The organism is Pseudophaeobacter sp. 1A09344 (genome assembly GCF_041008745.1).
Taxonomy (GTDB): domain Bacteria; phylum Pseudomonadota; class Alphaproteobacteria; order Rhodobacterales; family Rhodobacteraceae; genus Phycobacter; species Phycobacter gallaeciensis_A.
In genome coordinates, this window is sequence record NZ_JAXGFS010000005.1 from 282,260 (window position 1) to 299,438 (window position 17,179).

The window sequence follows — 17,179 nt, forward strand, 5'->3', positions numbered from 1 at the left end:
GCGCCTCCGTCTGTGTTTGGCTTATTCATCCCGGTGCCCTTCTTCGCGCATCAGCCGCATCAGTTTTTCTTCCAGCGCACCGTAGCCCTCAAGGCGTACGATGCGTTCCTTGTCCGCGATGCGCGCCCCATCCTTGAAAGCCGGGATAATCTCTTCCTTCAGGCGGCCCGGGTGGCTCGACAGAAAAACGATCTTGTCCGCCAGAAAGATCGCCTCTTCCAGATCATGGGTGACGATCACCATGGTGGTGTTGGTCTTTTCCGCCACATCGATCATCAGCTCCTGCATCAGCCAGCGGGTTTCTGCATCGAGCGCGCCAAAGGGTTCATCCATCAGGAGCACTTCGGGATCATTGGCAAGCGTGCGGGCAATGGCCACGCGCTGCCGCATGCCTCCGGACAGTTGCGACGGATAGGCGTCGGCGAATTTCGACAGGCCTACCAGATTGAGGAAATGCTCGGCCCGTTCGCGGCGCTCCTGCGCGGGCACGTCATTGATTTTCATGCCGAATTCGACATTCTTGCGCACCGTCAGCCAGTCAAACGACGTATAGGCCTGAAACACCATGCCCCGGTCGCGCCCCGGCCCGTCAACCTTGCGCCCGCCGACGATAATCTCGCCCTCGGTTGCGGTTTCAAGCCCTGCAATCATCCGCAGGATGGTGGATTTGCCGCAGCCCGACGGGCCAAGCAGCACGCAGATGGAGTTCTTCTCGACGGAGAATGACACATCCTGCACCGCCTGAAGTTTCTGCCCGCGCCCGATGTCGAACGCCTTGGACAGGTTCGAGATATCAACCAGCGTTGCGGTCATCAGCGTTTTTCCTTGAGATAGGGGAACAGGCCGCGGTGCAGCGCGGCAAAGAGGAGATCAAACAGCAGGCCAAGGGCGCCGATGACGATGATCCCGGCCAGGATCTCATCGGTTTTGAGGAAGCGGCGCGCCCGCATCATCATGGCGCCGATGCCGGTGGTTGAGGCGACGATCTCGGCGATCACCAGATAGGTCCAGGCCATCGCCAGCATCTGCCGCATCGCCACCACGATATCGGGCAGCGCGGCGGGGAAGACGACCTTCAACACCACGACATAGCGGTTCGCGCCCAGTGTCAGCGCAGTTTCGATCAGCTCTTTGCGCACGTTCTTGGTGTGATCCATGATCAGGGTTATCAGGAAGAAGATGACGCCGATGAACAGAAGTGCCAGCTTGGGGGCTTCGCCGGTGCCGAACCACATCAACAGGATCGGAATAAAGGACGGCGCGGGCAGGTAGCGCCAGGCCGACACGAAAGGCGCAAAGATCGCCTCGATCGAGGCAAAGGTGCCCATCATCACACCCAATGGCACCGCGACGGCGCAAGCCATGGCAAAGGCCACCAACACGCGGGTGATCGACACCAGCACATCGCTGGCGAAATCGCGCGCGGCAAACAGATCATAGGTGGCGCTGAACACCTTTTGCGGCGAGGGAACCAGAAGGTCATTCACCAGTCCGGTGGCTGCTGCCAAGGTCCAGACGGCAAAGAACACGGCCCAGATGCCAAAGGCAGAGACCATGCGTTGCCGACGGGTGACCGGCATGCGGATTTCCAGAAAGCGTTTGGAGCGGGTTGGCGAGGGCACCGGATTACCTCCGTTGGCGGAAGGGGCAGAAGCACCGGATGGCGCTTCTGCTTTTTAGCTTAATTGGCGGTCAGCGACTGACGGTAGCCAGAAGCGGCCAGATCACCCATCAGGCTACAGTCGATCCCGGCAGCGGCATCGACAGTCTTGTCCATCAGGCCCAGCTTAACCCACCAGTCATTGGTCAGCGCAACGGAATCCACCATGGAACCATTGGCCATGCCAAAGGGCGGCTCGCCGTCCAGAACACCACAAAGCTGGGCGGATTCATCAAAGTCGAGCATGTAGATGCCGCCTTCAAAGCTCTTGCCGTTGGTGCCGATTACATACCCGATGTCCTCTTCCGGCCATTGCAGGAACTCTGCCATCGCCTTGTTGGTTTCGGCCACGTTCTGGTTCCAGTATCCCAGACCATCCCAGCGTGCCTTCAGCACCGCCAGCGCCACATCGCGTTTTTCAGCGATGAAGTTCTTGTTCATGTAGAGCGCATCCATGAAGATCCCGGTCTTCAGAACCTCAGGATCGGCGGTGTTGACAGCGCTTTTCGATCCCGGACTGGCTTCCAGCACCTTGGAGATCCACGGCTCATACATATAGGCCGCCGCCAGATCGCCCGACAGCATCGGACCAACGGCCTCGTCTGCATTCAGGTTCACCCATTCGACCTGATCCGGGGTCACGCCAAGCGAATCCAGCCAGATGCCCATCAGCAGGTGACCGATATAGGCCTGCGGCGCCGCAACCTTCTTGCCGGGCAGATCGGCGGCCTCAATTTCAGGGGCCAGGATAATGTGGTCGACGCCGTAAGAGGGGTTGAGGAAGGCCACGTTCACAACATCGGTGCCACGGTCGACGGTCAGCGGGGTGTAATCCGCTGTGCAGCCGTAAACGTCGAGCTGACCCGCCGCGAGGGCCGCGTGCCCGCCCAGCGGATCTTCGAAGATGGTGATCTGCAGGTCGTGGTCGGGGATCAGATTGTTCTGACGGGCAACCTCCAGCATCGCGTAGCCGGGCCAGGACACACAGACGCCAACCTTGACAGTATCAGCGGCGGCAGCACCTGCCCCCAGGCCCAGTGCCACCGCGGCAGCTGAAGCGAGTTTAGTAAAAGAACGCATGGCTATTCCTCGTTGTTCGGTTTCGGGTGCAACTTGGTAAAAAGCGTATCCCGTAAAAAACTTAATGCAACTAATTTTTTAAGTGGACTAACCTATGCGGTGTTTGATTAGATGGCCCCGTAGCAGCAGAAAACCGGAGTATCCGACCGTGGGTTTGAGAGAACGACAGAAAGAAGACCGTCAAAGGCGCATCGTCGAATCCGCCCGAAAACTCTTTTTAAAACAGGGATTTGAAAAGACGACGATCGAAGCGATCGCAGAAGCCTCCGGGGTTTCCGGCGTCACCGTGCACAAGTATTACGGCACCAAGGCGGGCATTCTTCTTGCCATGGTCACGCAAAGCGATGCGCAGCTGATCGACCGGCTCGACCGTGAACTTGCCCAAGAATCGGGCAATCTGATCGAAATCGCGGCGAAGTTTGCATCAACCATCGTTGATCACGCCATGTCCAACCTGGAAAAGGAGATCTGGCGCCAGGTGATTTCTGCGGTGACTCTCAACGGGGGATCGCCGCTCAGCCAGACCTATTTCGAACTGGATCAGGAACTGGCGCAGGTGCTGGTGCGCAGAATCAAGGCCCTGCAAGAGGCGGGGGACCTGCCGCCTTCGGTCGATGCAGAAGGCTTGGGCAAGGCGCTGTTCCACCTTCAGAACGCTCGCTTCATCCAGTTCATCAGTTCGGACGACATCAACAGTGATGAGATCGCGCGTCGGTTCCGCCGCGATCTTGAGGCGCTGTTTTCGCTCCACATCGCAACGTCCTGACCGGCGGATAGTCCGGCGCACGGCAAGACCAAACAAGGATTCACATGTTTCTACATCCCATCAAATGGCCCCATGGCAAGAGATGTGCGGCTGCAATCACCTTTGATATCGATGCCGATTCCCTGATCCGGGATGCCTGCCGCGATGATGCAGAGTTGCGGCTCCAGCCGATTTCCATGGGGCGCTACGGGCCGACGGTGGCGGTTCCCCGTATTCTGGAGACCTATCGCCGACTTGGCCTGACCCAGACTTTCTTTATGCCGGGCTGGGTGATGGAAAATTACCCAAAGACGGTCGAGGCCATTCTTGAAGGCGGGCATGAGATCGGCCATCACTCCTGGCGCCATGAGGATCCGATGGGGCATTCCGATGCCGAAGAAGCGGAACTGTTCGAACGCGCCCTAGAGGTGCATGTCAAACTGACGGGCCGCAAACCGCGCGGCTATCGCGCGCCGGTCTATAGCATCACGCCTGCGATGGTGGACCGGCTGATCGCGCATGAATTCCTATACGACAGCTCGATGATGGCGGATGAACTGCCCTACCTTGTCAAAACAGGCACAGGCAGCATCATCGAGATGCCGCCGCATTGGGGGACCGACGACTGGCCGCCCTTCGCCCATTTTGCCGAGATCGACTACCTGATGCCCGTTCGCGGCCCGCGCGAGGGGATCGCGCCGTTCTTTGAAGAATTCGAGGCGATGTACGAAGCGGGAGGGTTCTGGATGCCGGTCCTGCATCCCTTCCTGACCGGTCGTCTGGCGCGCTGGCGCGAGATGGAGCGTCAGTTGGAGGCGGTTCTGGAACGGGGCGATGTCTGGTTCGCGCCTCTGGAGCAGATCGCCGGGCACGCGCGAGACAACAGCAACACTCTGAGAACGGAAGTGATCGGATAAAATCCGGCGCGGTTCCAAGTGAGACATTCTGAAAGGGCGCCGCCGGTTTGCGTGTCGGTGGCCCCACGTCGTCGCGGTGCGCCAGAGCTGGCCGTGAAAGAGGTTCGGGCCGCAACAGCCGTACCTGTGCTTGCGGTTACGCGCATCCTTTCGGCGACAAGTTAATCCACAAAATGTACACAGTAATTCCGCAAGAAAGTCAATTATCGCCAAAAGAACGCTAGCATAGAGTCCCCTTGCCTACTTGAAACATCAGTATCCAAGGAAAAAGACCATGACCCAACCAATCCGCATTCACGGCTTCCCCCTGTCCGGCCATTCGCACCGCGTAGAGCTGTTCGCAAACCTTGCCGGAATTGAGCACGAGATGATCACCGTCGATCTCGCTGCAGGTGCTCATAAGGCAGAGCCGTTCCTGTCCCTGAACCCCGCCGGGCAAGTGCCGGTGATCGAAGACGGCGACACCGTAATCGCTGACTCCAACGCCATCCTCGTTTACTTGGCGCGCAAATATGCACCGGCCTACCTGCCCTCTGATCCGGTTCTGGAAGCCGAAGTACAAAAGTTCCTTACCCTCGCCGCCGGAGAGATCGCCTTTGGCCCGGCAGCAGCGCGTCTGATCAACGTCTTCAATGCACCGTTTGACGCAGAATTCTGTGCGGCAACGGCCGCAACCGCCTTTGGCAAGATCGAAGCGCATATGGAAGGTCGTGAATTCCTGGTGGGCACCGAGCCGACCATCGCTGACATCGCCATCTATTCCTACAGCGCGCATGCGCCCGAAGGTGGCATCTCGCTGGAGGCCTACCCGAACCTGCGTCGCCTGCTGGCCAATGTCGAAGGTCTGAAAGGCTTCAAAGCCATGCCCGTGACCAAGGTCGGCCTAGCAGCCTAACCGCCGGGCACGGCCCAAATCACAACAACAGATACCCCGGAGGGTCCGATGTCTTCTTCTGTCTCAAACGTATCTTCGCCCTTCCACGAAGGCGAACAGGAAATGCAGCGCCGCACAGGTAAACGCGCCGCCATGGAAGTCTTCGGCCGCCGGGTTATCCGCCCATTCATGCCAGATCAGCACCGGGAGTTTTACGCTCAGCTGCCCTTTATCGCGGCAGGTGCCGTTGACGCAGAGGGCTGGCCCTGGGCCACCCTGCTGACCAGTGCCCCGGGCTTCATCCGCTCCCCCGATCCGGAGCATCTGACGATCAGCCTGTCCGCTGCTGAGGGCGACCCCGTTCATTCGGAATTGCGCACCGGGGCCCGGCTGGGCCTTTTGGGGATCGAACTGCACAGTCGCCGCCGCAACCGGGTCAATGGCCGCATCGCCTCCCTGTCCGAAAAGGCGCTCACCCTGAAGGTGGACCAGTCCTTCGGCAACTGCCCGCAGTATATCCAGCTTCGCCAGCTCGAAGCGGCAGACATCCGAGACGTCCGGCGTCAGTCAGAGCCGATCAAAGATCTGCAAGGACGCGTCCGGTCGCTGATCGAAGCCGCCGATACTTTCTTTGTCTCCAGCCACATTCCGGCAGGCGACACTCCTGAAAGAGAAGGGGTAGACGTCTCCCACCGCGGCGGTCGACCCGGTTTCATCCACGTCGAAGGCAATACGCTGACCATTCCCGAATTTCCGGGGAACAACTACTACAACACGCTGGGAAATTTCCTGCTGAACCCGCGTGCTGGGCTGCTGATCCCGGATTTTGCGACCGGGACTCTGTTGCAGCTGACCGGAACCGTAGAGCTTCTGGAAGCGGATGATCCCGTCATCTCCTCCTTCCAGGGGGCGCAGCGCGGCTGGCGTTTCACCTTCCATCATGGCCTCTGGACCGAGAATGCGCTGCCCTTCCGCGCAGGCCAAGGGGCCTTTTCCCCCAACACGCTGTTGACCGACACCTGGACCGATGCAGATGCGCACGAGAAGGCCGAAGAGCACCGCAACGCTTGGCGCGCCTTCAGGGTGTCCCGCATCGAGGACGAAAGCGCGGAGATCCGGTCCCTCTACCTTGAACCGGCGGATGGCCTGCCGCTTCTGCCTTTCGAGGCCGGGCAGTTCCTGACCCTGCGGGTGCCGCTGCCCGGAGAGGACACCCCATTACTGCGCACCTACACCGTCTCTTCTGCGCCCGGGGAACCCTTCTACCGGATCTCGGTGAAGAAAGAGGAACAGGGTCGCGTCTCCCGCCACCTGCACGAAAAAATCCAGAGCGGCCACCAGCTGGAGGCAAAGGCGCCGCGCGGCGGTTTCACGCTGGATGCCTCTGCCACACGCCCCGCAGTCCTGATCGCAGGCGGTGTCGGGATCACGCCGATGGTTGCGATGGTGCGCCATGCCCTGCGCGAAGGTCTGCGCACCCGGCATCGCCGCCAGATCACGGTGCTGCATTCCGCCCGCAACACCAAGGTCCAGGCTTTCGCACGGGAGTTAGATGAACTGGCGCAGGCTTCTGGCGGACAGATCCGCTACCTGCCGCTGGTGTCGGAAAAGCCCGCCAAGGGCGCTGCGAAAGGTCCGGTCTGGAAAACCGGCGTCATCGACGATGATATCCTGCGCCAGGCGCTCTGGCTCGACGATTTTGATTTCCACCTTTGTGGACCCGAAGGGTTCATGCAGGCGATTTATGACAGCCTTTTGACCTTGGGCGTCCCAGACAACCGCATCTTTGCCGAGGCGTTTGGCCCGTCATCGCTCGTCCGCAAGAAAGCCACCGCACCTCAGCCTGTGGAACCTGCCGCGGAGCAAGCGGTCGTGCGCTTTGCGAAATCCGGGTTTGAAATGCCATGGCAACCAGAAGACGGGTCCTTGCTGGAAATGGCCGAAGCCCATGGGCTCACGCCAGAATTTAGCTGCCGCTCGGGTACTTGCGGCATGTGCAGCACCCGGCTGAAAAGTGGCACCACCACCTATACAACGGACCCGTCTATCACCCCGCCGCCGGGTGAAACACTGCTCTGTTGCTCGGTTCCGGCCAAAGGCTCTGACACAATCGAGCTCGACTTGTGAGCGGAGGTGCATGATGGCGGAGTTGCAACAGCCTTTGGACTAACATTTGACAGCTCGTCTTCAGTCATTCTCTGCTCCTGCCGGTCGGTTTGCGTTGCGTCTGCTCTCGGCCAATAGACCCCAGCGGGATCAGAGCCACAATCTGGCGCCTGCCCATAAACACGCACCCACGCCCAAAAAACAGGCATCATAGGGACACCACAGAGGCGCCACTGTCGTCAGGCCTTGTGCTTAGCCAAGTGTCTGGCAACGGTTAGGTATGACGAGTGAAGATAAATTTTTCGACGAAATGTGTCGCTCAAACGGTGTGCGGGGTCCCTACGACCGCTACCATGCATGGTTCAACCAGCAGGACGTTGTGCGCCTTGCCCAGAAATCCGAAGAGGCGGAGCGATTTTTCCGACGCACCGGCATTACATTCAATGTCTATGGTCAGGATGATGCGGAAGAACGGCTGATCCCCTTCGACCTGATACCCAGGATTCTATCGAACCGGGAGTGGAGCACGCTTGCCCGCGGCGTTGATCAGCGGGTGCGGGCGATCAATGCCTTTCTGCACGATATCTACAACCGGCAGGAAATCCTGCGGGCGGGCATCGTACCGATCTCTGTGATTGCGCAAAACGATGCCTTCCTGCCGCAGATGATCGACTTCACTCCCGCTGGCGGCGTCTACACCCATATCGTCGGCACCGACATCGTGCGCACGGGCGAGAATGAGTTCTTCGTTCTGGAAGACAATGCTAGGACGCCCTCCGGGGTCAGCTACATGCTGGAAAACCGCGAGACGATGCTGCAGATGTTCCCGGAGCTGTTCAGCCAGATCAAAGTGCAGCGGGTCAGCGACTACCCCAAGAACCTGCGCGCCTCGCTTGAGGCATCGGCTCCGCCGAATTGCGAAGGGCGTCCCTTTGTCGTGGTGCTGACGCCGGGCATTCACAACTCGGCCTATTACGAGCACAGCTTTCTCGCCGATCAGATGGGCGTTGAGCTGGTCGAGGGGCACGATTTGCGCATCATCGACGGACGGATCAAGGTCCGCACGACACGCGGATACCGTACTGTCGATGTGATCTATCGCCGGGTCGATGATGATTTCCTTGATCCGCTGACCTTCAACCCCCAGTCCATGCTGGGCGTGCCGGGCATCATGGATATCTATCGCGCGGGCAACATCACCATCGCCAACGCGCCGGGCACGGGGGTGGCTGATGACAAGGCAATCTACAGCTACATGCCCGAGATCATTGAGTTCTATACCGGTGAGAAGGCGATCCTGAAAAACGTGGAGACGCATCGCTGCTCTGAGCCGGACAGTCTGAAATACGTGCTGGATAACCTTTCCGACCTGGTGGTGAAGGAGGTGCATGGATCGGGCGGCTACGGCATGCTGGTTGGCCCCGCGGCCAGCAAGAAGGAAATCGAGGCCTTCCGGGAAAAACTGATCGCGCGCCCGGCCAACTATATTGCCCAGCCCACGCTGAGCCTGTCGACCGTGCCAATTTTCACTGAAAAGGGCCTGGCCCCGCGCCATGTCGACCTGCGGCCCTTTGCGCTGGTTTCGCCCAAGGAGATCAACATTACGCCGGGCGGTCTTACCCGCGTTGCCCTGACCGAGGGCAGCCTTGTGGTGAATTCGAGCCAGGGCGGCGGTACCAAAGACACCTGGGTCCTGGAGAGCTGATATGCTGGGAAAAACTGCAGGCGGTCTGTACTGGATGTTCCGCGGGCTTGAACGGGCCGAAAACACCGCACGTCTGATCGAAGCGGGGTTCCGTATTGCCCTGACGCGCTCCACGGATCCAGCATCGGACTGGCGGTCGATCATTGTTGCCGCAGCGCAAAAACAGGGCTTTGACGCAAGGCATCTCGAATACACCAGCCAGAACGTCAGCGATTATTTGCTGAGGGAGCCAAGCAACCCAAGCTCGGTCCTGTCGGTGATCAAGGCAGCGCGAGACAATGCGCGACTTGTCCGCACCGCATTGACCACCGAAGTCTGGATTGCCGTGAACGAAACCTGGATGGTGCTGACGGATCTTCTTAAAACACCTGTGTCCGAGGCGGACCTGCCGCAGACGCTTGAAGCGATCCGGCATCAATCTGCCCTTGTGCGCGGGGCTTTGCACGGCACCATGCTGCGTAACGATCCCTATAACTTCTGCCGTCTTGGCACCTTTATCGAACGGGCGGACAGCACCGCGCGGATTGTGAATGTGAAGTATCACGCACTTCTGCCATCGCCGTCCTTCGTCGGAAGCAGGCTCGATAATGTGCAGTGGGAAATGATCCTGCGCTCGGTCTCGGCGCACCGGTCCTTTCGGCACGCGTTTGACGATGATTTCAACGCTGCCAGCATCGCAGAGTTTCTTTTGCTCGACGAACGCTTCCCCCGGTCACTGGCGTTCTGTGCCTGCAACATCACCTCGAATCTTGCGGCCCTCTGCCCCACCGGAGGCGAGGAAAGTGGCAGCTTGAAGGCAGCGCGTGCCTTGCAGGCACGGTTGCAGCACCGCGACATCGGATCCATCTTCGAAGACGGGCTTCACGAGTTCATATCGCAATCGATCATCGATATCGCCGACATCGGTACGAGGATCGAACAAGAATACAGGTTCATCAGTTAGATGCGCATCAAGATCGCCCATAACACCACCTACATCTACGATCATCCCGTCTCCGGCGCCCTGCAACAGGTTCGATTGCAACCTGTCGACGGCCCCCTGCAACAGGTCAGGAACTGGGACATCGATGTGGAGCACGGCAGCGTTGCGGCAAGCTATCGTGACCATCACGGCAACCGCGTCAGCCTGATCTGCGCGGACGAAGGGGCAACCGGGTTGACGATAACCGCCCGCGGCGAGGTGGACACCGAGGACAAAGCCGGGGTGCTTGGCCCTGTCTATGGTCGTGCCCCGCTTTGGTATTTCAAGCAATCCACCGCTTTGACCAAGGCTGGCCCGCTGATCAAAGCCATCGCAGATAACGTGCCGGACCAGGGGAGCGAGCTGGAAAAGATGCACCTGCTGTCCGCGGCCGTCCTTGGCGCCGTGCCCTATACGCTCAATGAAACCCATACCGAAACCAAGGCGGAAGAGGCTGCGGGTCAGGGCAGCGGGGTCTGCCAGGATCACGCCAATATCTTCATTTCCGCGGCTCGCCTGCTGGGGTTTCCGGCGCGCTACGTCAGCGGGTATCTGGTCATGGACGACCGGATCGATCAGGATGCCAGCCACGCCTGGGCTGAAGCCCATATCACGGGGCTGGGATGGGTCGGCTTCGACGTCTCTAACCAGATCTCACCGGACGAGCGCTATGTGCGGCTTGCCATTGGACGCGACGCCCATGATGCTGCGCCGATCTCAGGCCTGCGGATAGGGCACGGTGAGGAGTCACTCATTGTATCTTTACAGGTGCAGCAGTAAGAAAGTTTCGCGATCTTGATCTGTTGGTGACCCCCTATGACTTACTGCGTGGCGATGCGGCTGAACCATAGCCTTATTTTCATGTCGGATACGCGCACCAATGCGGGTGTCGATAACTTTGCCTCCACGCGCAAGATGTTCACGTTCGGCGTCCCAGGGGAGCGCAGCATAACGATCATGACGGCGGGTAACCTTGCAACAACACAGGCCCTGATCAGCCTGCTGCGCGAACGTACCGAAGCCGCCGATGACCGTGATCCCGGAATTCTGAACCAGCCCACCATGTTCCAGGTGGCCCGTCTGGTCGGCTCGACCCTACGCGAGGTGATTTCCTACAGCACCCCTGAGGGGCAGCAATCGTCGGATGCCTTCAGCGCCTCTGTTATCGTCGGCGGCCAGATCAAAGGCGGCGCGCCCACGGTGTTCCTTGTCTACCCCGAAGGCAATTTCATCGAAATTTCCGAAGACACGCCATTTTTCCAGATTGGTGAAACCAAATACGGCAAACCCATCCTCGTGCGGGCCTTCGGACCGGAAATGTCGACAGAGGACGCGCTGAAGCTTTTGCTGGTTTCATTCGATTCAACCGTCAAATCAAACCTCTCCGTCGCACCGCCGTTTGATGTGCATGTGTATGACAACGACAGCTTTGATCAGACAAGTATTTCCCGGATTGAAATCGACGATCCGGCCTATCAGGCGATTTCATCGGGCTGGGGACAAGCGCTGAAAGAGGCCTTGGACGGGTTGCCTGCCTACAAGATCTAAGGCCCCGAACGCCTGAACCCATATTCTGTGCATATTCGCCATCCATAGGGTTCCGGAATGACCTCCAAAACCTGTTCCCGATCACAAGGATTCAGGCGGCCCGTCACCCGTGAATTACAACATGCGCGGCCACAAACCGCGCATCTGCCCCCCTTTCGTGACATTGCTGCGCAATGCACTGCCAAACAGCGATCAAGATTGTTTTGGGGAGGCTCAAGGATCGGCGGCGCGCGCGCACTGATACGACAAAGGCCCGAAGACCCTTCTGTCAGCAACCGCACTCGTCGCAAGCTTTTCTATTGATTATGCGCCCTGCCCCAGCGGCGAGCCACAACCGTCGGCAGGATGCGTGTCAAAATTACAAATACGGCGCCCACATCACGGTAAAAGCGAAAACTCGACTTTACCCAAGAAATTAATCTGAAGCAGTATCGAATCGCTAACGCGGCCTTTTTGCCGCAGCTGTCAATTGCTTAAATCCTACGGCAAATTTCGCAATAAATGACACCACCACGCGTTGATTCAAACCACCCATACGGGAACAAATTTGGCAAAAAGTGGAAAGCCACACCATATTCAGTATGAAGCAGAGGCTGCCTGCACCAATCTCCTTATTTTGTTGAAAATTTTATTAGACTATGGCAGGCTTCTTATCCGGAGGTCGTATAGACAGCTGAACTGGCAAGTTCAAACCGTCGGAAATATCACGCACTTCCATTTCGCATTTATGCCGATTGTTGCTTTTTTCTCTGACACTTCTTGGGGAGGAGTGGATTTGCGTACCAGTATCATGCCGCGTGTCGTTACACGAAATCATAAAGTTATCCTTATTGCCGGCGGGGCCGGTTTTGTAGGATCAAACCTGTGCAGACGTTTAATTGATGAAGGGCACGAAATTATCTGCGTCGATAATTTCCAAACCGGAAACAGATGCAACATTGCACCGTTTTTGCAGCATCGTCATTTCCGCCTCATCCAGCATGATATCTGTGACCCGTTAGATATATCAGGGCCTGTAGATGAAATTTACAACATGGCCTGTGCAGCCTCACCGGACAGATATCAAGAAGGCCCGGTCCATACCTGCAAAACCTGTTTTCTGGGTGCGCTCAATTTGCTTGAGCTGGCCCGCCGCAAGAAGGCGCGGATACTGCAGTCCTCCACCTCGGAGGTCTATGGCGATCCGGAAATTTCTCTGCAGGATGAAAGCTACCGCGGCAGCGTCAACACCTGCGGCCCCCGCGCCTGCTATGACGAAGGCAAGCGCGTGGCGGAAACATTGTTCTGGGAATATGGCGCACACAATGGGGTTGAAACGCGGATTGCACGGATCTTCAACACCTATGGTCCCAACATGGACCCCGAAGACGGGCGGGTTGTGTCAAACTTCATCGTGCAGGCTCTGAAAGGCGAGGATCTGACCGTCTATGGCACCGGCTTGCAAACCCGCTCTTTCTGCTACGTGAGCGATCTTGTCGATGGGTTGATCCGTCTGATGGCTTCGGATGAGAAGATGCCCGTGAACCTGGGGAACCCCGGTGAATTCACCATGCTGGAGTTGGCCGAAAAGGTCGTCAAAATGGTGCGGTCGCGGGCAGGTGTCACGTTCCGACCGCTGCCCCAGGACGATCCCAGACAACGCAAACCTAATATTACCCGCGCCAAGACGATCTTGGGCTGGTCGCCAAAGGTGAACCTCGACGAGGGGCTGGCATCCACAATCGAGTGGTACCGTGAGCGATTGGCGGCAGATCAGGAAGCGGAGGCACCAGCAGGACAATGACCCAAGCTTCCTCAATCCTTGTTACGGGCGGCGCCGGGTTTATCGGCTCGCATAGCTGCAAGGCCTTGAAAATGGCAGGGTACCTTCCCGTTGTCTTTGACAATCTATCCACCGGGCACGCAGAGGCCGTTCGCTTTGGCCCCTTCGTAAAGGGCGATATACGCGACCAGGATGCGGTTGCGGCCGCGATCTCAAAGCACAAGATCACCGCGATTTTGCATTTTGCAGCCTCCGCCTATGTCGGAGAGAGCGTTCAGCACCCGAACGCCTATTACGACAACAACGTCGGCGGCATGATCTCCTTGCTGAAGGCTGCAAGCGCGACCGGCATCAAGCGGATCGTCTTCTCCTCAAGCTGTGCCACCTACGGTGTGCCGGAGACATTGCCGATCGTCGAGACAACGCCGCAACGGCCGATCAACCCATATGGCCGGACCAAGCTGATTGGCGAGCAGATGCTGGAAGATCTCGCCCATGTGACGGATCTGACATTTGCCTGCTTGCGCTACTTCAATGCGGCGGGGGCAGATCCCGGAGGCGAGCTGGGCGAGCGACATGATCCCGAAACCCACCTTGTCCCCCTTGCGCTGATGGCAGCGTCGGGGCGACGCGAGGTCCTTTCGATCTTTGGCGATGACTATCCGACACCGGATGGGACCTGCATTCGCGACTATATTCACGTAGCGGATCTGGCCAGGGCGCATGTTCTGGCCCTGCAGCACCTGATGCAGGGAAAGCCATCGATCAAGCTGAACCTCGGCAGCGGCAGGGGGCATTCGATCCTTGAAATCGTGCGCGCCATCGAGGCCAAGACCGGCCGGAAGTTGCCCATCCGGATCGAACCTCGTCGCGCCGGTGATCCGCCGTCGTTGACTGCAGACCCTTCCCGCGCCGCCGAGGTGCTGGGGTTCCGTGCCGAGCTGTCTTCGCTGGACCAGATCATTGAAGATGCGGCCCCGTGGTTCGGGCTGAAATGCAATGTCGCAGCGTGACCCCCGATATCGCAACCTGTCCCGTATAATCGTGGGACGCAATCGGGTCCTGTTCTGGGCCCTGCTGGGGATATGGGCGGGCGCGACCCTGTGGTTCTGGACATGGTGGTTCTCGCCTGAGCACATCGCATCACCCTGGCGGTTTGCCCTTGTGACCGGGCTGCTGGGCTGGCTGAGCTTCCTGCAATGCTATTTCGTCTATTTCGCGTTGCGCGCAGTTCGCTCCTGCGCGCCCGATCCAGAGCCTGGGCAATTCCGCGTGGCCATGATCGTGACCAAGACGCCCTCAGAACCGTTCGCGGTTGTGCAGGCCACGCTTGAGGCGATGCTGGCGCAGGATTATCCGCATGACACCTGGCTCGCGGATGAAGACCCCAGCGCCGACACCATAGATTGGTGCGCCCGTCACGGCGTGAAGATTTCCAGCCGCAAAGGAGTGGAAGAGTATCATCAGGCAACCTGGCCAAGACGCACACGCTGCAAGGAAGGCAATCTTGCCTATTTCTACGATCACTGGGGCTACGCGGAATACGATATCGTAAGCCAACTGGACTCCGACCACGTGCCGCAACCGGGCTACCTGCGCGAAATGTTGCGCCCCTTTGCGGATGCGGATGTGGGCTATGTCAGCGCCCCATCCATCTGTGCCTCGAACGCCTCCCGGAACTGGGCGGCGCGCACGCGTCTCCACACCGAAGGAGCGTTTCACGGAGTTCTGCAAGCGGGCTATACTGCCGGGTTTGCACCGATGTGTATCGGATCCCACTACGCCGTGCGGACCCGTGCCTTGCAGGAGGCTGGCGGATTGGGGCCTGAGCTGGCCGAGGATCATTCCACAACAATGCTGATCAATGCGGCAGGCTGGCGGGGGGTGCATGCGCTGGATGCGATTGCCATCGGCGACGGCCCGGCAACGGTGGCCGATCTTGCGACCCAAGAGTTCCAGTGGTCCCGCAGCCTGGTGACCCTGTTGCTGGTGCATACGCCGCACTATCTGCGACAACTGCCACTGCGACTGAAATGGCAGTTCCTTTTCTGCCAGATGCTCTATCCCATCTTCGGCGTGACTTTCTTGCTAATGTACCTGCTACCCATTCTCGCGGTTGTGTTCGATGTCCGTTACGCGGAAATCACCTTTCCTCAGTATCTGCTCCACGCGGTGCCACAGATCGCCGCCTTGCTGCTGCTGGCAAGCGCCCTGCGGCGGCTGAAGGTTTTCCGCCCCGTGGATGCCCCCCTTATCAGCTGGGAACGGACCTTGTTCCTGATGCTGCAATGGCCCTGGGTGTTGTGGGGCTGCATTTCAGCCCTACGAGACAGTCTGACAGGGCGCTTCGTCGATTTCCGGATCACCCCCAAGGGTGACACCGGGCCAACCCGTTTGCCGGTCAAGGTCTGGGCGGTCTATGCGATTCTGGCTCTAGGGTGTATCCTGCCAGTATTGCTGGCGGAACATCTGGAACAGGCGCAGGGTTTTTATCTCCTGACGTTGTTTTCCGGGAGCCTTTATACCGCCACACTGACCGTGACGGTGTTGAGACATTTTCACGAGAACGGATGGCCCGTCAGATTACAGTGGCGGGATGTTGTAGTGCAGACGGGGGTTGTGGCGACCACAGCGACATTGCTGTTCAGCGCCTTTACGATCCGCGCAGCAGAAAGCGCCTATGCCCTGTCGATTGGCCTTGAAACGGTGCAAATCGTCGACGTGCAGGTCAACGTCGCAGGGGCTGGCAGCGCACATCGAGATCCGTTTGGATATAGGTTTAATTTTGACTGGGGTGATGAACGCACCCCAGCGTGGTGACCGAAGAAACCCAGTGCGGTGACCACAGTATAGGAGGACCGGGTCTATGAAACGTTTCAAACCAGTCTCTCGCGCGAGGCGCATACTTGCTGCGATTGCAATCGCGGGATCTCCCCTCATCCTGTCCGCTGCGCCTCTTCCGCCCGGCAACATGCCCTATGGCGCATTTGACCCTGAGGGCGATTATAGCGACGAACCCGATGCGGTGATTGAGCATGTCTTCCTGCCCTGGGAGGACGTGTCGCTGATCTCCCTTCTGGATGCCGATGAATATGCGCTGGAACGCGGGCGCGCCCTGATGGTCACGATCGAACCCTGGACCTGGACCGTGGACGAACGCAACACACCGGATTTTCTGCGCAATGGCATCCTGAATGGCTATTATGACGCCAATATGCGCGGCATCTGCCAGGTGCTCAAGGACCTGCAAAGCCCGATCTCTGTGCGGTGGGCGCATGAAATGGAGCGCAACGAAGGCCAATTCATTTGGTCAGATTGGGATCCGGAAGACTATATCACCTCGTACAAGCGAATGATTGACATCTGCCGTGATCAGGCCCCCGACATCACTGTTGTCTGGTCGCCTGCTGGGGATGACGGGCTGGAGGATTATTACCCCGGTGACGACTACGTTGATATTGTAGGCCTGTCGATTTTCGGTCTCGAGCAATGGGAGATCGATATTCTCGGCGGCGCGCGCAAGTACCAACAGTGGCTGGACGAAACCTATGCTCGTGTAGAAGTTTTCGGCAAGCCGGTCATCGTTGCAGAGCTTGGCTTTGTCGGCAGCGCCGCCTACGTGGCGCAATGGGAAGGGGAAGTTCGGCAACCACAGCCCGACAAACCGCTGTTGTCCGGTGTGGTCTACTTCAACCAGAAAGAGGTCTACCCTTGGCCAGATGGATATGGCTTGCCGGATTGGCGCCTGGAAAACCGAGTGATCGGCGACGATCAGGAGGTTGGCAACTAGCAAAAACTCGCCACTCATAAAGCAGCCACAA

General features: G+C 58.6%; 15 protein-coding genes. 12 read left to right on the top strand and 3 right to left on the bottom strand.

Features of this window, described 5'->3' with window-relative positions; all coding sequences use genetic code 11:
* Window positions 1-21 precede the first annotated feature (21 nt).
* From SM765_RS11320 to SM765_RS11330, 3 genes are read right to left on the bottom strand one after another with little or no spacing between them, the layout of a single operon-like run.
* Window positions 22-813, bottom strand: coding sequence for an ABC transporter ATP-binding protein (locus SM765_RS11320; protein ID WP_274837832.1), 792 nt, complete (start codon window positions 811-813; stop codon window positions 22-24).
* Window positions 813-1,622 (bottom strand): ABC transporter permease, encoded by an 810-nt coding sequence (locus SM765_RS11325; RefSeq protein ID WP_274835125.1) that lies wholly within the window; start codon window positions 1,620-1,622, stop codon window positions 813-815. The genes SM765_RS11320 and SM765_RS11325 overlap by 1 nt, the downstream gene beginning before the upstream one ends.
* A gap of 59 nt (window positions 1,623-1,681) precedes the next feature.
* Window positions 1,682-2,740 carry an ABC transporter substrate-binding protein gene (locus SM765_RS11330; protein ID WP_274837833.1) on the bottom strand — a complete coding sequence of 353 codons (1,059 nt, stop codon included), beginning with the start codon at window positions 2,738-2,740 and terminating at the stop codon, window positions 1,682-1,684.
* 148 nt (window positions 2,741-2,888) lie between these two features.
* Here SM765_RS11330 and SM765_RS11335 point away from each other — a divergent pair, with 148 nt between their 5' ends.
* The 12 genes from SM765_RS11335 to SM765_RS11390 all read left to right on the top strand — a co-directional run bounded on the left by SM765_RS11335 (window position 2,889) and on the right by SM765_RS11390 (window position 17,148).
* The gene (locus tag SM765_RS11335) at window positions 2,889-3,506 is read left to right on the top strand and encodes a TetR/AcrR family transcriptional regulator (RefSeq protein ID WP_274837834.1); all 618 of its coding nucleotides are present in this window, start codon (window positions 2,889-2,891) and stop codon (window positions 3,504-3,506) included.
* Window positions 3,507-3,550: 44 nt separating this feature from the next.
* Window positions 3,551-4,402: a polysaccharide deacetylase family protein gene (locus SM765_RS11340; RefSeq protein ID WP_274837835.1), complete on the top strand. Its 852-nt coding sequence runs from the start codon at window positions 3,551-3,553 to the stop codon at window positions 4,400-4,402.
* Window positions 4,403-4,676: 274 nt separating this feature from the next.
* Window positions 4,677-5,297, top strand: coding sequence for a glutathione S-transferase family protein (locus tag SM765_RS11345; RefSeq protein WP_274830219.1), 621 nt, complete (start codon window positions 4,677-4,679; stop codon window positions 5,295-5,297).
* Between the two features lie 48 nt (window positions 5,298-5,345).
* Window positions 5,346-7,403 carry a pyridoxamine 5'-phosphate oxidase family protein gene (locus SM765_RS11350; RefSeq protein ID WP_368981505.1) on the top strand — a complete coding sequence of 686 codons (2,058 nt, stop codon included), beginning with the start codon at window positions 5,346-5,348 and terminating at the stop codon, window positions 7,401-7,403.
* A 259-nt stretch (window positions 7,404-7,662) separates the two neighbouring features.
* Window positions 7,663-9,087, top strand: a complete 1,425-nt coding sequence (locus tag SM765_RS11355) for a circularly permuted type 2 ATP-grasp protein (RefSeq protein WP_274830221.1) — start codon at window positions 7,663-7,665, stop codon at window positions 9,085-9,087.
* A gap of 1 nt (window position 9,088) precedes the next feature.
* Window positions 9,089-10,030 carry an alpha-E domain-containing protein gene (locus SM765_RS11360; RefSeq protein ID WP_065272804.1) on the top strand — a complete coding sequence of 314 codons (942 nt, stop codon included), beginning with the start codon at window positions 9,089-9,091 and terminating at the stop codon, window positions 10,028-10,030.
* The gene (locus SM765_RS11365) at window positions 10,031-10,828 is read left to right on the top strand and encodes a transglutaminase family protein (protein WP_274837837.1); all 798 of its coding nucleotides are present in this window, start codon (window positions 10,031-10,033) and stop codon (window positions 10,826-10,828) included.
* A 36-nt stretch (window positions 10,829-10,864) separates the two neighbouring features.
* Window positions 10,865-11,596, top strand: a complete 732-nt coding sequence (locus tag SM765_RS11370) for a proteasome-type protease (RefSeq protein ID WP_065272802.1) — start codon at window positions 10,865-10,867, stop codon at window positions 11,594-11,596.
* A gap of 790 nt (window positions 11,597-12,386) precedes the next feature.
* Window positions 12,387-13,379, top strand: coding sequence for a UDP-glucuronic acid decarboxylase family protein (locus SM765_RS11375; RefSeq protein ID WP_274837860.1), 993 nt, complete (start codon window positions 12,387-12,389; stop codon window positions 13,377-13,379).
* A complete protein-coding gene (gene galE, locus SM765_RS11380) occupies window positions 13,376-14,371 on the top strand; it encodes a UDP-glucose 4-epimerase GalE (protein WP_274837838.1) in 996 nt (331 codons plus the stop codon). Before SM765_RS11375 ends, galE begins: the two co-directional genes overlap by 4 nt.
* Entirely contained in the window at window positions 14,358-16,178 is a 1,821-nt protein-coding gene (locus SM765_RS11385; protein WP_274837839.1) for a glycosyltransferase family 2 protein, read from the top strand. The genes galE and SM765_RS11385 overlap by 14 nt, the downstream gene beginning before the upstream one ends.
* Window positions 16,179-16,224: 46 nt before the next feature.
* Window positions 16,225-17,148: a glycoside hydrolase family 26 protein gene (locus tag SM765_RS11390; protein WP_274837840.1), complete on the top strand. Its 924-nt coding sequence runs from the start codon at window positions 16,225-16,227 to the stop codon at window positions 17,146-17,148.
* Window positions 17,149-17,179 lie beyond the last annotated feature (31 nt).